The 15066-nt window shown below is 71.2% G+C and carries 17 protein-coding genes; 3 read left to right on the top strand and 14 right to left on the bottom strand.

Going from position 1 to position 15066, the window contains the following annotated elements:
* The 11 genes from CFP71_RS29855 to CFP71_RS29805 all read right to left on the bottom strand — a co-directional run.
* Positions 1 to 233, bottom strand: a 233-nt coding sequence (locus CFP71_RS29855; protein ID WP_143267208.1) for an iron chelate uptake ABC transporter family permease subunit, incomplete at its 3' end; no start/stop codon positions are given.
* Complete coding sequence (locus CFP71_RS29850) at positions 230 to 1234, bottom strand: ABC transporter substrate-binding protein (protein ID WP_093937294.1); 1005 nt, start codon at positions 1232 to 1234, stop codon at positions 230 to 232. The genes CFP71_RS29850 and CFP71_RS29855, both read right to left, overlap by 4 nt.
* 32 nt (positions 1235 to 1266) lie before the next feature.
* Complete coding sequence (locus tag CFP71_RS29845; RefSeq protein ID WP_093937293.1) at positions 1267 to 2121, bottom strand: siderophore-interacting protein; 855 nt, start codon at positions 2119 to 2121, stop codon at positions 1267 to 1269.
* Positions 2118 to 2351, bottom strand: coding sequence for a phosphopantetheine-binding protein (locus tag CFP71_RS29840; RefSeq protein ID WP_093937292.1), 234 nt, complete (start codon positions 2349 to 2351; stop codon positions 2118 to 2120). Before CFP71_RS29840 ends, CFP71_RS29845 begins: the two co-directional genes overlap by 4 nt.
* Positions 2348 to 3019: an isochorismatase family protein gene (locus CFP71_RS29835; RefSeq protein WP_093937291.1), complete on the bottom strand. Its 672-nt coding sequence runs from the start codon at positions 3017 to 3019 to the stop codon at positions 2348 to 2350. Before CFP71_RS29835 ends, CFP71_RS29840 begins: the two co-directional genes overlap by 4 nt.
* Positions 3016 to 4647 carry a (2,3-dihydroxybenzoyl)adenylate synthase gene (locus CFP71_RS29830; RefSeq protein ID WP_093937290.1) on the bottom strand — a complete coding sequence of 544 codons (1632 nt, stop codon included), beginning with the start codon at positions 4645 to 4647 and terminating at the stop codon, positions 3016 to 3018. The genes CFP71_RS29835 and CFP71_RS29830 overlap by 4 nt, the downstream gene beginning before the upstream one ends.
* Entirely contained in the window at positions 4644 to 5840 is a 1197-nt protein-coding gene (locus CFP71_RS29825; RefSeq protein WP_093937289.1) for an isochorismate synthase, read from the bottom strand. Before CFP71_RS29825 ends, CFP71_RS29830 begins: the two co-directional genes overlap by 4 nt.
* 166 nt (positions 5841 to 6006) lie before the next feature.
* Positions 6007 to 6756 carry a 2,3-dihydro-2,3-dihydroxybenzoate dehydrogenase gene (dhbA, locus tag CFP71_RS29820; protein ID WP_093937288.1) on the bottom strand — a complete coding sequence of 250 codons (750 nt, stop codon included), beginning with the start codon at positions 6754 to 6756 and terminating at the stop codon, positions 6007 to 6009.
* 97 nt (positions 6757 to 6853) lie between these two features.
* On the bottom strand, positions 6854 to 7315 hold the full coding sequence (locus CFP71_RS29815; RefSeq protein WP_093937287.1) for a GerMN domain-containing protein: 462 nt from the start codon (positions 7313 to 7315) through the stop codon (positions 6854 to 6856).
* On the bottom strand, positions 7312 to 8718 hold the full coding sequence (locus CFP71_RS29810) for an ATP-binding protein (protein ID WP_093937286.1): 1407 nt from the start codon (positions 8716 to 8718) through the stop codon (positions 7312 to 7314). Before CFP71_RS29810 ends, CFP71_RS29815 begins: the two co-directional genes overlap by 4 nt.
* Complete coding sequence (locus CFP71_RS29805; RefSeq protein ID WP_093937285.1) at positions 8715 to 9449, bottom strand: response regulator transcription factor; 735 nt, start codon at positions 9447 to 9449, stop codon at positions 8715 to 8717. The genes CFP71_RS29810 and CFP71_RS29805 overlap by 4 nt, the downstream gene beginning before the upstream one ends.
* Positions 9450 to 9603: 154 nt before the next feature.
* Between CFP71_RS29805 and CFP71_RS29800 the strand changes: the two genes are divergently transcribed.
* Complete coding sequence (locus CFP71_RS29800) at positions 9604 to 10110, top strand: M15 family metallopeptidase domain-containing protein (protein ID WP_093937297.1); 507 nt, start codon at positions 9604 to 9606, stop codon at positions 10108 to 10110.
* Here CFP71_RS29800 and CFP71_RS29795 read toward each other — a convergent pair.
* On the bottom strand, positions 10100 to 11101 hold the full coding sequence (locus CFP71_RS29795; RefSeq protein WP_093937284.1) for a saccharopine dehydrogenase family protein: 1002 nt from the start codon (positions 11099 to 11101) through the stop codon (positions 10100 to 10102). The genes CFP71_RS29800 and CFP71_RS29795 overlap by 11 nt on opposite strands.
* 101 nt (positions 11102 to 11202) lie before the next feature.
* On the opposite strand from CFP71_RS29795, the gene CFP71_RS29790 reads away from it, so the two are divergent.
* Positions 11203 to 12168, top strand: coding sequence for a helix-turn-helix domain-containing protein (locus CFP71_RS29790; protein WP_208636065.1), 966 nt, complete (start codon positions 11203 to 11205; stop codon positions 12166 to 12168).
* Here the strand turns inward: CFP71_RS29790 and CFP71_RS29785 are convergent.
* The gene (locus CFP71_RS29785) at positions 12165 to 13349 is read right to left on the bottom strand and encodes an aminotransferase-like domain-containing protein (RefSeq protein WP_244199885.1); all 1185 of its coding nucleotides are present in this window, start codon (positions 13347 to 13349) and stop codon (positions 12165 to 12167) included. The genes CFP71_RS29790 and CFP71_RS29785 overlap by 4 nt on opposite strands.
* Positions 13350 to 13460: 111 nt before the next feature.
* Here CFP71_RS29785 and CFP71_RS29780 point away from each other — a divergent pair, with 111 nt between their 5' ends.
* On the top strand, positions 13461 to 13811 hold the full coding sequence (locus CFP71_RS29780; RefSeq protein ID WP_039919815.1) for a hypothetical protein: 351 nt from the start codon (positions 13461 to 13463) through the stop codon (positions 13809 to 13811).
* On the opposite strand, the gene CFP71_RS29775 is transcribed toward CFP71_RS29780, so the two are convergent.
* Positions 13808 to 15031: an FAD-binding protein gene (locus tag CFP71_RS29775; RefSeq protein WP_093937281.1), complete on the bottom strand. Its 1224-nt coding sequence runs from the start codon at positions 15029 to 15031 to the stop codon at positions 13808 to 13810. The genes CFP71_RS29780 and CFP71_RS29775 overlap by 4 nt on opposite strands.
* Between the last annotated feature and the right edge of the window lie 35 nt (positions 15032 to 15066).

The following is a 15066-nucleotide window of genomic DNA, read 5'->3' as shown; positions in this document are numbered from 1 at the left end:
ACGAGCACCCCGCCGACGGCGAGCGCCGCGCCGACCCCGATCGCGAGTACCGCCCTCGGCATCCGGATGTCCAGGACGACCGCCCGGTCACTCGGATTCCCGTCGCCCAGCAGGGCGCGCACGACCTCGCCGGGGGCGATGGCGTGCGCGCCGATGCCGACGCTCAGCACGGCGACCACGACGAGCCCGAGCAGTGCGGCGCCGAGCAGCGCGGCCCGCCCGGTGGTGGTCACTTCTTCAGCAGCGGCGCGAACGCCTGGTCGACGGCGTCCAAAGTGGACGTCGCGGCCCGGTAGGTGGCGGCCTCGGTGTAGCGGAACGGGTAGACCTTGCCCGCCTTCACCGCGGGGAGTTCCTTCCACAGCGGCGAGTCGAGGACGTACTTGACCGGCGCGGGCACGGAACCGTCGGCGCTGACCGAGTAGGTGATCGCGTCGGCCTCGGCGAACGCGGTCGACAGCTCTTCGATCGACGGGTACTCGCTGACGTCCTTCGAGCCGCCGCCCTTGACCTTGACCTGGCCGTAGTAGGTGGCGCCGACGTCCTGGGCGATGTTGGTGCCCCAGGAACCGTTGAACTCGCGCTGGAAGTTGCCCTTGGCGACCTCGCCGTAGGCACCGACGTGACCCAGCTTCAGCTGCGGCACCACGGCCTTGTACTTCTCGGCCAGCCCCTTGGCCTTGGTGTCGTACGCGGTCTTGAGCGCGTCGAACCCGGAGGCCGCGCCGGCGGCGTCGGCCTGCTTGCGGGACAGATCACGCCACATCGACGGCACGGACGGGCCGATCGCCACGACCGGAGCGATCGCTTCGAGCCGCTTGATGTCGATGTCGGCCAGCACCGGCTTCGGCACGCCGATGACGATGAGATCCGGATCCGCCTGGGCGATCGCCTCGTAGTTCGTCTCCGAAGCCGCCTCGCCCGCGACCTTCGCCAGCTCGTCGTACTTCTTGCGCTCCTGCTCGTTGAACAGCGGGATGCCGCGCTTCCAGCTGGACACCCCCACCAGCGGCGCGCCGGCTTCGAGCAGCGCGGGCACGGCGTAGCCGGTGGCGATGACCCGCTTCGGCGAGACCGGGATGGTGATCTGGCCGTTGTCGGCCGCGAACACCCGGGTCTGACCGCCCTCGGCCGCCTTGCCGTCTTCGCCGGAGCCACAGGCGGTGGCCGCGGTCGCGACCGTCAACGCGAGCGCGAGCGCTCCGGTGAGCCGGCGAGTTCTTGTGGTGCGCATGGGTTTTCCTCGTTTTTTCTTCTGGGTGGGGATCAGTGGTCGTGCTCGTCGTCGAAGTCGGCGACCCCGCGTTTCCAGTACCCGGTCACGTCGTGGTCGTCCTTGCCGAGCCCGAGGTCGTTCTTGAGCCAGCGGCGCAGCGGTTTGATCTGTCCCGCTTCCCCGGCGACCCAGGCGTAGAGCCGTTCCCCGGCCGGGACCTCGATCGTCCGGACCGCGCGCGCCAGTACGTCGGAGGCGCCCGCCGCGACGTCTCCCCGGTGCAGCCAGTGCACCTCGACGTCCTCGGGCGCGGACAGCTCGATCTCCTCGCTCGCGTCGGTGACCTCGATGAACGCCCATCCCGCGGCGGTGCGCGGCAGTTCTTCGAGCCAGCGCGCGATCGCGGGCAGCGCGGTGAGATCACCGGCGAGCAGGTAGCGGTCGTAGGTGTGCGGCACGATCAGCCCGCCGGGCGGCCCGGCGACGTGCACCGGCGTGCCGGGGGTGACCTTCTCCGCCCAGCCGGAACCGAGACCGCCCTCGTGCAGCGCCACGTCGAGATCGAGTTCGCCGGAAGCCGGGTCGTACCGGCGGACCGTGTACTCGCGCGACGTCGGCGACGGCTTCGGCCAGCGCAGCATGTCGCCGTCCTGCACCGGCAGTTTCGGCTCGGCGTCCAGCTCGGGGAACAGGAGCTTGACGTGCTCGTCGGGCGAATGCGCCTCGAATCCCGCCGTCCCGGGCCCGCCGAGGGTGACGCGGAGCAGCCCGGAACCGATCATCTCGGTGCGGACGACTTCGGCCTGGCGGACGCGGATCGGGTACGGCACCTTCTCCGCGTGCGCGCCCTCGCGCACCTCGGCGATGCGTTCGAGGTGCCGGTGGCGATGGTCGGCGCGGCTCACGCGGCGCTCCCGGTGAGGACCCGCGTCCAGTGGCCGAGGGTCGGCTGCTCGGCGAGATCGGCGAACTCCAGGGTGTCCGCGCCTTCGGTGCGCCACTGCTCGACCAGGCCCATGATCCGCATCGAGTCGAGGCCGAGATCGGTGAGATCGGTCTCCGGCGTCAGCTCGGCCGGGTCGCAGCCGAGCAGTTCGGCGACGTCGGCGTTGATCTTCGCTGGGGTGAGACTCATTTACCTGCTCCGGCGTGGATCGGGGCCAGCGCGGCGATCGCGGCGGCCGTGGTGGTCAGGGCGCCGCAGCGCTGGGCGACGTACTCGCAGGCCTGGTCGTGGCGTTCGCGGGAGAAGTCCGCGACCGCGTCGCCGACCAGGAACGGCTGGACGTCGCGCATGAACGCCTCGACAGCGGTGGCCTGGCAGCCGATGTGCGCGTAGACGCCGGTGATCAGCAGCTGGTCCCGGCCCGCTTCGGCGAGCTGTTCGGTGAACGTGCTGCGCTGGAACGCGCTGTAGCGCCACTTCGTCAGCACGATGTCGCCCGGTTTCGGCGCGAGCTCGTCCACGACGTCCGCGGCCGAGGGGTCGTCCTCGATGACCGCGCCGATGCCGTCGCCCCAGAACTCGGTGAGCAGGCCCCGGTCTTCGGCGGCCTGGCGCCCGGGCTGCGCCGTGTAGAACACCGGGACGCCCGCGGCACGGGCGGCGTCGGCCAGCGCGGCGATGTTCGCGACCATCTCCGGGATCGGGGATCCCTCGTACGGCGCGAGAAAGTACCGCTGCGCGTCGTGCACCAGCAGCGCGGCGCGGTCGGGGTCGGGTTTCCAGCCGACCCGCCCGGCGGGCAGCTCGGCCTCCGTCGGCAGGGCGTACGACTGGATCTTGGGCAGTGACACGTTCACTTCTCCTTCGCCAGAGCGGCCAGCGCCACCCGCAGCTCGCGTTTGCTGGTCTTGCCGACCCCGGTCACCGGGAACTCCGGCACCACCTGGACCAGATCGGGCACCTTGAACGCCGCTACCCCGCGCTCGCGGACGAACCGGCGCAGCTCCGCCGGGGCGGGCTCGGCAACATCCGGATCGGGCACTGCGACGACGTAGGCGCAGGTGCGCTCGCCCAGATACGGGTCCGGCACCGCGACGACGGCGGCGTCGAGCACGCCGGGGTGGGCCATCAGGTGGTTCTCGACCTCTTCCGCGGCCACCTTTTCGCCACCGCGGTTGATCTGTTCCTTGGCCCGGCCGACCACTTCCAGATGTCCCGACGGATGCTGCCGCACGAGGTCTCCCGTGCGGTAGAAGCCGTCTTCGGTGAACGCGGTCTTGTTGTGCTCGGCGGCGCGGTAGTAGCCGCGGATCGTGTACGGCCCGCGGGTCAGCAGCGCGCCGATCTCACCCGGCGCGACGACGTCGTCCGAAGTGGACAGTGGATCGTCCGGGTTCACGACGCGGATCTCGTCGTCCGGCGAGATCGGACGTCCCTGTGTGGCGAGGACGTACTCGTCGGGGTCGTCGAGCCGCGTGTAGCAGACCAGACCCTCGGCCATGCCGAACACCTGCTGCAGGCGGCAGCCCAGCGCGGGCCCGATCTTCTCGGCCAGCTCACGGGCGCATTTGGCGCCACCGACCAGCAGGACGTCCAAAGTGGACAGATCGCGGGTGGTCCTCGCGGCCGCCTGCGCCCACGCCGCGGCCAGCGGCGGCACGAGCCCGGTGATCGTCACACCTTCGGCCTCGATCAGCCGGAACGCGGTGTCGGCGTCCGGTCGCGGCGCGAACACCGTGCCCGCGCCCGCGTGCAGGGCGCCGAGGAGGCCGGGCGAGCTGAGCGGGAAGTTGTGCGCGGCGGGCAGCGCCGCCAGGTACACGCTTTCCGGGCGCAGGCCGCAGATCCGGGCGCTTTCCCGGACGCTGTAAAGGTAGTCGTCGTGCGTGCGCGGGATCAGCTTGGGCAAGCCCGTACTGCCACCGGACAACTGGAGGAACGCGACACCGGCGGGGTCCGGGTCGGGCAGGGCGCGCGGAGTCGCCGCTTCGAGCACGGCGAATTCCTCCGTGCCGACGACGAAGACGTTCCGCACCGACGGGATTTCGGCCGCGACGGAACGCGCCATCCCCGCGTGGTCGAACCGTTCGTGCTCGCCGACGGTGAGGATCGCCGCGGCCTCGCTCTGTTCGGCGAAGTGCCGCAATTCGCTGGCCCGGTGCGCGGGCAGCGCGAACACCGGCAGCGCACCGGCCCGCCACAGTCCGAAGACGACGGACGCGAACTCGGGCACGTTCGGCAGTTGCACGACGACCCGGTCACCGGCCTGGATCCCGGCTCCGGCGAACCCGGCGGCGAGCCGGTGCGCGCGCTCGTCGAGTTCGGCGAAGGTCCAGCGCGCGGTCTCGCCGATCACGGCGAGGCGTTCGGCGTAGGCCTCGGCGAGGCTGGTCAGCAACTTGCCGAAGGTCTGGCCGCGCCAGTGGCCCGAGGCCCGGTAACGCGCGGCGGTTTCCGGTGGCCAGGGCACGTGATCCGGGTTCACGCCACTCCCTCCAAACCGAGCGCCCGCAGCATGGTGCCGAACTTCGCGCCGGTCTCGGCGAGTTCGGCCGCCGGGTCGGAACCCGCGACGACTCCGGCGCCGGCGAACAGGCGCACCGTCCGGTCGCGGACCTCGGCACAGCGGATGGTGACGACCCACTCGCCATCGCCGTCCTGGTCGGTCCAGCCGACGAGACCCGCGTAGTAGCCGCGATCTTCGGGTTCGAGCGCGGCGATGGTGTCGCGGGCGAGTCCCGTCGGGACGCCGCAGACGGCGGGTGTCGGATGCAGCGCTTCGGCCAGCCCGAGCGCGGACGAACCGGCGTCGCCCGCGTCGGCGAGCCGCCCGCTGATCCTGGTCGAGAGATGCCACATCGTGGGCGTGCCGATCACCTCGGGTTCGGCGGGAACGTCGAGGTCGAGGCAGAACCGGCCCAGCACCTCGGCCACCTGCGCGGCGACGTGGGCGTGTTCGTGACGGTCCTTTTCGGACGCCAGCAGATCGCTGATCCGGCGGGCGTTCTCGGCGTCGTCGGCGACCCGCGGCCGCGAACCGGCCAGCGGATTGGCCAAGACGATCCGGCCGCGGCGGGAGACCAGCAGTTCCGGACTCGCGCCGATCAGGGTGCGCGGCGCGGGATCCCCGGGCGCGCTGACGTCGACGGCGAAGGCGTGGGCCGCCGGATCGGCGTGGACGAGACGGGCCAGCAAACGCGGCACGGCGACGGGGTCGCCGCCGGTGACGTCGAGACAGCGGGCCAGCACGATCTTGCGCAGGTCGCCGTCGCGGATCTCGTCCAGCGCCTTGGCGACGGCAGTGGTGTAGACCTCCGGAGCCGGCCGCGGCGAGACCGACCAGGTCCCGCCCCCGAGCGGCGCCACCGGTCCCCCGGCGCGCGGCGGGCCGGCCCGGCGCACCACGGCGGGTACCACCAGGCTGCTCGGAGCGTCGGGCCGGAACCCGATCGCCCCGGCCACCACGGGTTCGGGCACTCCGGCGACCAGCGCGGCGTCGAGGACTTCGGCGGCGGCACGGGCACGCTCGCCCGGCGCCGCGTGGACCGGGGAGTACACCCCGTCGGCGAGCAGCGATCCTCGAGCGGACGAGTAGTAGAACGATCCGGGCAGGTACGCCGCCAGCAGATCGGCCGCCTGATGGACCGGCCTTGGTCGGGCCGGTGCAGGTGAGGACACGACAGGATTCCCTTTCGCAAATACTACTGACCAGGTAGGCACTCTTGGTACCTCGCAGTGCCTTTCGCCGGCGCGGAACGCGACCCCCCGGACGCGCCGGACACACCTTTTCGGTTAGCCTAACCTAATCATACGGACCCGAAAAGTCTTCGTTGCGTCATCGAGATCACCCGCGAAGCGTGGCACCGCCGTCGACGTAGAGGTTCTGCATCGTGATGTGCCGCGCGCGCTCGGAGGCGAGAAACAGGACGGCGTCGGCGATGTCGGCCGGTTCGGCCATCCGGCCCAGTGGTATGCCGACGCGGTATTGCTCCTGATTTCCCGCGATGACACGATCCGCGCCGTTCTCGTCCGTCCACAGTAGACGTTGCATGTCGGTGTCGGTCGAGCCGGGCGAGACGATGTTGCAGCGGATTCCGGAGCCGGCGAGTTCGAGGCCGAGGCAGCGGGTCAGCATCGTCGCCGCGGCCTTCGAGGCGGCGTAAGCGGCCATCCCGGTGCGTGGGACACCCGCGGCGTTCGACCCGACCGTCACCAGCACGCCGCTCCGGCGGGGCAGCATCCGGCGGGAGATCTCGCGGAGCACGGTGAAGACACCGGTGGAGTTGACCGCGAAAGTCGCCGCCCAGTCCTCGTCGCTCGTCTCGCAGACGGACCCCGGTTTCAGCACGCCCGCGACGGATACCCCGACACCGATCGGCCCCAGTTCCCGTTCGACCCGCTCGACCACCCGCGCCACCGCCGCGGGATCCCCGACGTCCGCGACGAACGAGGTCACCCCGTCCCGCGAAGGCCCTTCCGTCAGGTCCACCGCCGCCACGATCGCGCCGGCCCGCGCCAGTCCGTCCACGACGGCCGCGCCGATCCCGCGCGCGCCTCCGGTTACGAGCGCGACCTTGCCCTCGATCCCTTCCACGCCACAACCACCCCACGTCCCATTTGCTTAGCCTTGCCTAAGCTAGCGGGCTAATCCGGACAAAGCGAGGGACCGACACCGGTGATTCGGGCCACTCCTAACCGGGCAGGGGGCACGACAGCGGGCCGCGGTCGGTTCCTCCGCCCCGCAAAGTGATCCGCGGGATCCCGCCGACCGAGTCCCTTACCGTGCAAACGATCTGGTCGACGGCCCGGGCGGACAGCCCGGCGACGGCGATCGACAGGGTGACCGCGACACCGTTCGGCGCCGGTGTCTGGTCGAGAACCGCGGTGCCGGACGGGACTTCGCTGGTATAGCGCCGTTCACGCTCGCTCTCGTCCGGTCCGGCGGCGAGCAGGTCGAGGGGGTTCGCCGGAGCCAGTTCGCCGGCGAGCGGGCGCAGCACCCGGACCGGCTGACCGTTGAACAGGAAGTAGAGCACCGCGCCGTTGGCCGGGCCCACCGGCGCGGGCGCACCGGGGATCACCGCACTGGGCCGGACGCCGCACCCGGCGACCACCGAAACCGTCAGGAGCAGCGCGAGCCAGACCTTCCTCATGCCGACACCTCCTGACGAGGCAGCCGCAGTGTGAACACCGCGCCGCCGTCCACACCGTTCCCGGCGATCAGGCTGCCGCCGTGCAGAAGGGCGTTCTCCCGGGCGATCGCGAGCCCGAGCCCGCTGCCACCGGAACGCGCTCTGGCCGAATCCGCCTTGTAGAACCGGTCGAACACGTGCGGCAGCACCTCGGGCGCCAGCCCGGGACCGTGATCGGCGACCTCCAGTGTGATCCGCTCCCCCGTTTCGAAAAGCCGGAGCGAGACCGGCTTTTCCCCGTGCCGCAACGCGTTCCCGACCAGATTCGCCACGATGACGTCCAGCCGCCGCGGATCCAGCACGGCGAAGATCCCGGCGGGGAGTTCTCCCTCCACCTCGCCCGCCCAGCCGCGGATGCGCAGGCTCGCCGTGACCACCTCGGCGACGTCGACTTCTTCCGGGGCGAGGGCGGCGGCCCCGGCGTCGAACCGGGACACCTCGATGAGGTCGTTCACCAGCCGGGTCAGATGATGCGTCTCTTCGATGGTCATCCGCGCCGCGCGACCGGCGTCCCCCGAGAGCCGCGGCGCCTCCTGTTCGAGCACGTCCGCGACCGCCGTCATCGCGGCCAGCGGGGTACGCAGTTCGTGCGAGACGTCGGCGACGAACCGCCGCGCGTCGGCTTCCATCCGTTTCAGCTCGCCGACATGACGTTCCAGCGCTTCCGCCGTCTCGTTGAACGTCCGCGCCACTCCGGCCAGTTCGTCCGTCCCGCGGACCTCGACCCGGGCCCGCAGATCACCCGCCCCCAGCCGCTGCGCCGCGTCGCCCAGTTCCCGGACCGGCCGCAGGACACCGCGCGCGGCCAGGAGTGCCAGTCCGATGGCGAAGACGAGCGCCAGCCCGCCGAGCAGCCAGGCCCGGGTGGCGAGTTCGTCGATGCTGCGCGCCTCCGGGGTCATGTCGCGGGCGATGTAGGCCTCGATACCCGAAGCCCGCTGCTGCCCACCCGGAAGCTGCACGGTGAACCTGGTGCCCACCACCAGCATCGGTGTGCCATCGGAGTCGACCCGTTGCCAGGCCACGGTTCCCGACCGCACCCGCTCGCGGAGTTCGGGCGAGATCAGCGATCGGAGCTGCGTGTTCCCGCTCGTCTGGTCCTCGTACAGGACCAGGGAACTCAAGTCGCGATCGGACAGTTCGCCGCTGATCCGATCCAGTGTCCCGTCGCCCGGCGGCAGCGGGCCGAGCGGGTACAGCGCGGTGGCCTTGTCGACCAGGACCCGGGCGGTGGCGTCCTGCGCCTGCTGCAGGATCACGGTGCGGGACTGGGCGTAGTTGACGCCGGCGACCGTCGCCGCGGTGATCACCACCAGCAGGCTGAACGCCAGCAGCAGCCGGTTGCGCAGGCCACCGAGCTTCACAGCGGCCCGAAACGGTAGCCGAACCCGCGGACCGTCTGGACGTACACCGGCGCGGACGAGTCGTCCTCGATCTTCGCGCGCAGCCGCTGCACACAGGCGTCGACGACCCGGGAGTCACCGAAATAGCCGTGCTCCCAGACACTTTCCAGCAGGTACTGGCGACTGAGCACCCGCCCCGGGACCTGCGTGAGTTCCAGCAGCAGCCGCAGTTCGGTCGGAGCGAGGGCGAGCGGCCTGTCCGCCTTGGTCACCGTCAGCCCGGCACGGTCGATGCCGAGATCGCCGTGACGCTCGATCCCGGCGGGCGCGGGTGCCGCGGGCGCCGGCTGCCCGGTGCGGCGCAGCACCGCGCGGATCCGTGCCTCCAGCACCTGGGCCCTGGCGGGCTTGACCACGTAGTCGTCGGCGCCCGCGGCGAGGCCCGCCACGACGTCGATGTCCTCGTTGCGCGCGGTGAGCATGATGATCGGCAGATCGCCCGCGGCCCGGATCCGGCGGCAGACCTCGAACCCGTCCAGCCCTGGCAGCATCAAATCCAGCACGACGATGTCCGGCGGCCGCGACGCGAGCCTGGCCAGTCCTTCCTCTCCGGTGGCCACCGCGTCGACCGCGTGGCCGCGTCCGCCCAGCGCCATGCTCAGCCCGTCACGCACGGCCTGGTCGTCCTCGATGAGCAGCACTCTGGGCATGCCGACGACTATCGCAGCGCCGGACGGGATCCGCTCGTCCATGACACGCCATCGTGCCCATCCCGTTTCCGCGGAACGTCCACGGAATGTCATGGTCGTGTCACGGCGTGATCCGTGCGGAACGGTGACATTTTCGTCGGCGTCCGCGCACGTCGTCACGATCGGCCTCGGACAAGCGGCGTCGAGTGTGGACGGCATGAAGGAACCCGTTTTCGCGATGGTCACCCGAGTCCTCGCGGTGCTGCTGCTGATCCCGGCGTGGCTCAAGTCTCCCGGCAACGCCCGGCGGCTGGCCTGCGGCTGGGCGCTGTCGCTGCGATTCCCGGCCGAGGACCTCGCCGGGCTCACCGGCGGGACGCTGGCCGCGTTCACCGCCGCCAGGACCGAGGCGTTCTGGCGGCACCGCACGCTGCTCGGCGTCACCTCGGGGCATCGTGACGCCGCCGATCAGCTCCGCCTTTTCCTCGACGAGACCGAGCGGGGAGAAAAGCGCGTCCTGCCACCGAAGGATTCCGCGCACGTCCGGGGCACCGCGCTGGACGTCCGGCCGCGCGAAGGCGCGCAGTGGCTGGAGGATCACGGCGCCCGCTTCGCGCTCTACCGGATCTACGACAACGAATGGTGGCACTTCGAGTACCGGCCCGGCGCGGCGCCGCCCGCACGGCTGCCGCACCCCGGCTGGCAGGCGGAGGTCACCCGGTGACGGTCACCCGCGGGGCCAGCGCCGCCAGGAAGTCGGCCGCGTCGAAGACCTCCCCCGCCGAGACGACCCCGGTCGCCTTGGTCCGCCCGTCGAGCACCCGCTGGACCGCCTCCACCACCAGCGGCGCCGTGATCGCGTAGATGTCCTGCCCCTGTGCGACGATCCGCCGTTCCTCGCCACCGGACCGCACGACGACGTCGACCACGAACGTCTGCGCGGACGGCCCGTCGGCGGGCGGCGCCGGTGTCTCGGGTGTCACCACCTCGCGGGCCGCGTTCGTGGTCATGTAGGTGACCACTTCGGGAATGGCGAGGTGACTCGGGACGGTGACGACGTCGGCCATCGAGAACTCGCCGAGCACCGCGCGGGTCCCCAGCGGCGCCGGGAAGTCCCAGTCCGACTCCGGCAGCGCGTCGTCGCGGTGCTCGATCCGGCCACCGGAGAAGCGGATCCTCTTCCCGTTCCGCCGCTCCCGCGAGACCTTGCCCGCCGCGCGGGTCCCTTCCGTCGGATGCCAGCCGCTCAGCCCGTAGGCGATGTGCGCTTCGTCGGCGGACGTCCAGTCACCCAGGGCGGCGGTGACCATCAGGTCGCCCAGACCGCCGAAGAACGCCATCGCCGGGATCACTGTCGCGCCCGCCGCCTTGTCGCCGAACCGCGCGAAGGTGTCCATGTTCGCTTCGAGTTCCGCGGCCACGTCGAGATACGGGACGCCCGCCCGCAGCGCCGCTTCGATCACCGGCGCGGCTGTGTCGGCGAACGGACCGGCGGCGTTGATCACCGCGTGCGCGCCCTCGAAGGCGCGATCGAGCGAGGCCGGGTCGTCGACCGACGCCTGCCGGATCTCCAGGTCCGTCCAGGGCAGGGCGCGGAGTTTGCCCTCGTCGCGGCCCACGGCCAGCACGCCGAAGCCCCGCTCGCGCAACTCCTCCACCACGAACCGCCCGGTGTGCCCGTAGGCCCCGAACACCGCGACGTCGTACGTACCCATGGGGTTCTCCCTGTCCTCGACCGATCCACTGTGGACCATCCTGGCGACGGGATCGCTCCTCTGACAGTGTCCGGAACGCCATCATGCGTACACTTTCGGACATGAGTACGGTCGCGCTCGCCGCCACGGACGGAATGCTCCAGTTCGAACTGGCCATCGCCCAGGAGGTCTTCGGCACTCCCTTGCCGGGCTTCGGTCCCTGGTACGAACTCAGCGTCTGCGGTCCGGCCCCGGTGAAGGTCGGCCGGTTCCTCCTCGAACCGGATCACGGGCTCGGCGGGCTCGCCCGCGCCGACACGGTCATCGTCCCCGGCTGGGCCGACATCGACGTCGCCCCGCCCACCGACCTCGTCGACGCCGTCCGCACCGCCCACGAGGCGGGCGCGCGGGTCGCGTCGCTGTGCACGGGCGCGTTCGTGCTGGCGGCCGCCGGTCTGCTCGACGGCCGCCGCGCGACGACGCATTGGGCGCACACCGACGTACTCGCCGCCCGTCACCCCCTGGTGGAGGTCGATCCGGACGTCCTCTACGTCGACAACGGCAGCGTGCTCACCTCGGCGGGCAAGGCGGCCGCGATGGATTTGTGCCTGCACCTGGTCCGCTCGGACCACGGGTCCGCGGTCGCGAACACCGTCGCCCGCCGTCTGGTCGTCCCGCCGCATCGCGCGGGCGGGCAGGCCCAGTTCGTCACCGCCCCGGTGCCCGAGCGGGACGACCATCCGCTCGGCGGGCTGCTCCCCTGGATCACCGAGCGGCTGGACCGGCCGCTGACCGTCGAGGACCTCGCCCGTCACGCCAACATGAGTTCCCGCAACCTGGCCCGGCACTTCCGGTCGGCGACCGGGACCACCCCGCTGCGCTGGCTGCTCGATCAGCGCATCCGCCGCGCGCAGGAACTCCTGGAGCGCACGGACGACAGCGTGGACCTCGTCGCGGAGGCCACCGGGATGGGCACGGCCGCCACCTTGCGGCGGCATTTCAACCGGACCGTCGGGGTGCCGCCGGACAGCTACCGCCGCACCTTCCGCGCGGCCGAAGGGTCCCCGCGACGCCCGCAGGCGGACTAGATCGCCGCGGGCAGGGCCTTGCCCAGCCGCCGCAGCCCCTCCGCGATCGTGTCCGGCGCGTGCGTGGCGAACGACAGCCGCAACGCCGAACGGTCCGGCTCCCCCACCAGGAACGCCGAGCCGGGCACGAAGGCGACGTCATGGCGCAACGCCTCGGGAAGCAGCAGATCCGTGTCCGCGCCGCCGGGAAGGGTGACCCAGACGAACATCCCGCCGTCCGGGTCGGTCCACGTCGTCCCGGGTGGTGTGATCGCGGGCAACTCGGCCAGCATCGCGTCCCGGCGCGCGCTGTAGGTCGCGCGCAGTGTCCGCACGTGCGCGTCGAGATCCGCGGCGGCCAGGTACTCGGCCGCGGCCGCCTGGTCGACCGTCGAGGTGTGCAGATCGGTCGCCTGCTTGAGGATCGCGACGCGGCGCAGGAGTTCGTCCGGCGCGCGGAGCCAGCCCAGCCGCATCCCCGGGGCGATCACCTTCGAGAAGCTGCCGAGATAGACGGCGCGGCCGGCGAGTTCCGGACGGGCCGACATCGGCTCTTCGGGCTCGCCGCGATACCGCAGCTCGTGGTACGGATCGTCCTCGACGAGCCAGAACCCGTGGCGCGCGATCACTTCCGCGAGCGCGCGGCGCCGATCGGGGCCGATCGTGCGGCCGGACGGATTCGAGAACGTCGGGACGAGGTACAGCAGGGCGGGTCGTTCCCTGGCCGCGATCTCGTCCAGCGCCGCCGGGTCGATCCCTTCCGAGTCACCGGGGACGGGCACGATCCGCGCCTCGGCTAGCTGGAAGCACTGCAACGCGGACAGGTACACCGGTTCCTCCACCAGCACGGTGGCACCGGGGTCGAGCAACGCGGTGCTCAGCAACTGCAAGCCCTGCTGCGACCCCGTGGTGACCAGCAGATCGTCCACAGTGGTCGGGAGCCCGCGATCGGACAGTCGTTCGGCGAGCAGCTCACGCAGCCGCGGATTCCCTTCGGTGGGCGAATATTGGAGTGCGCGGCGGCCGGGCTCGCCGTCGAGCGCGCGATCGAAAGCGGCGCGGAGGCCGTCCACATCGAACAGTTCCGGCGCGGGCATGCCACCGGCGAAGGAGATCACGCCCGGGCGGGCGGTGAGCGCGAGCAGGTCGCGCACGGGAGAACTGGTGACGCCGTCCATACGACGGGCAAGGGGAAGAGACATGGAAGCTCCTCGGGAGAAACGTGCGGCCCCAGTGCAGCAGCCGGGGATCTTCCCGTGCGAGCAAGCAACTACCGCCACGATAGCAGTTCGCGCCTGCCCTAGGCTGGTGTCGTGCCTCTCGTGGAAATCACCTACTCCCCCGAACTTTCCGAAGCCAAGCTGCGCGAGCTGGGTTCGGTGCTGCCGCATCTCGTGTCCGTCGCGGTGGAATGCCCCGAGGAGCCCTACGACGGAGACCTTCAGCCGGGCGACGTCGAACTGCGTTTCCGGCAGCCGGGACCGTTCGACCGGTTCGGACTGGACCTGCTGGTCGAGGTCCGGTCGAAGTGGTTCCCCAGCCGGGCGGACAACCGCCAGGAACGGGTGGACCTGCTGCGCACGAGCATCGAATCGGCGACGGGGATCGACGACGTCGGCGTGTATCTCTCACTGCCTGTCGCCGCCTGGTCGCAGTCGGACTAGCGCTCCCCGAAGACGTGCCGCCGCACGAACGGGCTCCGGAACTTGCCGTGCGGGTCCAGTTCGCCTGCCAGCGCCCGGAAATCGGCCAGTCTCGGATAGTCCCCGGCGTGGTGGAAGAGCTTCCCCCAATGAGGGCGGACCCCGAAGGGCGCCAAGCGTTCCTCCATGACCGGCAGCAGCGCGCGGACCGCGTCCTCCTCGGGCCGCCAGGTGAAGTGGAGCGCCAGCCGGTCGCCGCCGTGGAAGGGGCTCAGCCACAGGCCGTCCCCCGCGACCGTGCGAATCTCCGAGACGAGCAGGACGGGCGCGAGCCGGTGCCCGATGCCACGGAGGGCCTCCATAGCCTCGACGGCGTGTTTCATGGGCACGAAGTACTCGGTCTGGAGTTCGTTCCCGACGCTGGGGGTGAAGTCCAGGCGGAAATGCGGGATCCGTTCGTGCCACGGCCCCGGGACCCCGAGCTGGCGGGTGCAGTTGTCCGCCCGGATCCCCGCCGCGTGCGCCGGATGCCGCGGCCCGTCGGCAGCCCGCGCGCCGAAGAAGTCCGCGCCCGGCTGTCCTGAACCCTTGACCCAGACCTGGTCGATCGTGTCGCGGGCCCAGTTCGTGAACATGCTGACGCTGTAGCCGGCGTCCTGGATCTCCTCGAAACGCTCGTACGCCGACTCCCAGGACAGGCCGTCGAAGACGTCCTGGCGGAGTTCGAAGGACGGCACCAGGTCGAGGGTCAGCCGGGTCACCACGCCCAAGGCGCCGAGACCGACGACCACGCCGTCGTGCCTGTCATAGGTCCGCAGATCGCCGTCCGCGGTGACCAGTTCCAAACCGGACACGGCCGACGCCAGGCTCTGGTTCCGTCGCCCGGAGCCGTGCGTCGCCGTCGCGACGGTGCCCGCCACCGTGCAATGAGGCAGCGACGCGAGGTTGGCCAGCGCGAACCCGGCCTCGTGCACCTGGACGGCGACGTCGCCGTACCGCGCGGACGCCGGCACCGTGACCGTCGCGGCGTCGACGTCGAGTTCGGCCTCGACGTCCAGCGCGGACAGGTCGAGCTGGACACCGCCGGGACAGTCCGCGATGTCGTTGAAGCAATGCCTGCTGCCGAGCGCCTTGACCGCGGTCGCTCCGGCGACGGCTTCCCGCACCTGTTCGATCGTGCGCGGCCGCAGGATCCGCTCCGCGGTGAAGGTCCGATTGCCCGCCCAGTTCGTCTCACGCACCAGACCCAGCTTAGATTGCCGAAGTCGGCTTCACA

It is taken from the genome of Amycolatopsis thailandensis (assembly GCF_002234405.1).
GTDB classification, from domain to species: Bacteria; Actinomycetota; Actinomycetes; order Mycobacteriales; family Pseudonocardiaceae; genus Amycolatopsis; species Amycolatopsis thailandensis.
The sequence above is the reverse complement of the archived record's forward strand: the minus strand, read 5'-3'. Positions and strand labels throughout refer to the sequence as shown.

Coding starts and splice junctions, on each gene's coding strand:
- CFP71_RS29805 (WP_093937285.1), bottom strand. CDS start 9,449: ATGGACGAGCGGATCCCGTCCGGCGCTGCGATAGTCGTCGGCATGCCC.
- CFP71_RS29815 (WP_093937287.1), bottom strand. CDS start 7,315: ATGAGGAAGGTCTGGCTCGCGCTGCTCCTGACGGTTTCGGTGGTCGCC.
- CFP71_RS29800 (WP_093937297.1), top strand. CDS start 9,604: ATGAAGGAACCCGTTTTCGCGATGGTCACCCGAGTCCTCGCGGTGCTG.
- CFP71_RS29795 (WP_093937284.1), bottom strand. CDS start 11,101: ATGGGTACGTACGACGTCGCGGTGTTCGGGGCCTACGGGCACACCGGG.
- CFP71_RS29785 (WP_244199885.1), bottom strand. CDS start 13,349: ATGTCTCTTCCCCTTGCCCGTCGTATGGACGGCGTCACCAGTTCTCCC.
- CFP71_RS29790 (WP_208636065.1), top strand. CDS start 11,203: ATGAGTACGGTCGCGCTCGCCGCCACGGACGGAATGCTCCAGTTCGAA.
- CFP71_RS29850 (WP_093937294.1), bottom strand. CDS start 1,234: ATGCGCACCACAAGAACTCGCCGGCTCACCGGAGCGCTCGCGCTCGCG.
- CFP71_RS29840 (WP_093937292.1), bottom strand. CDS start 2,351: ATGAGTCTCACCCCAGCGAAGATCAACGCCGACGTCGCCGAACTGCTC.